Annotated in this window: 1 protein-coding gene; it reads left to right on the top strand. The window is 36.9% G+C overall.

The features are described from left to right. A partial coding sequence (locus MWC30_RS22410) for a hypothetical protein (protein ID WP_244086380.1) occupies positions 1-201 on the top strand: 201 nt, incomplete at its 5' end. Positions 202-255: the final 54 nt, after the last annotated feature.

Below are 255 nucleotides of genomic sequence, written 5' to 3'. Positions count from 1 at the left end.
TTCAGGTATTCAGAATGGCACATATGGAATTCACCTCCCTTCCGTAGAGAATGGTGGCGACCTGTCCATTACACCAAACTTAAGCTAAATCATGTGGCGGGCTTTGTCCATAGAATTGGAATAAAAAAAAATTTGGCAGATTATCTGTCAATGATCCATGAATTTCCGAGAGTTTTATCTGCCTATAGAAAAAATGATTGAGAAATGCCTGACTCTATACTTTTCTCAATCTAAAATAAGGACTTATATTTCCGA

Source organism: Desulforhabdus sp. TSK (assembly GCF_022836495.1).
GTDB lineage: Bacteria > Desulfobacterota > Syntrophobacteria > Syntrophobacterales > Syntrophobacteraceae > Desulforhabdus.
The sequence above is the reverse complement of the archived record's forward strand: the minus strand, read 5'-3'. Positions and strand labels throughout refer to the sequence as shown.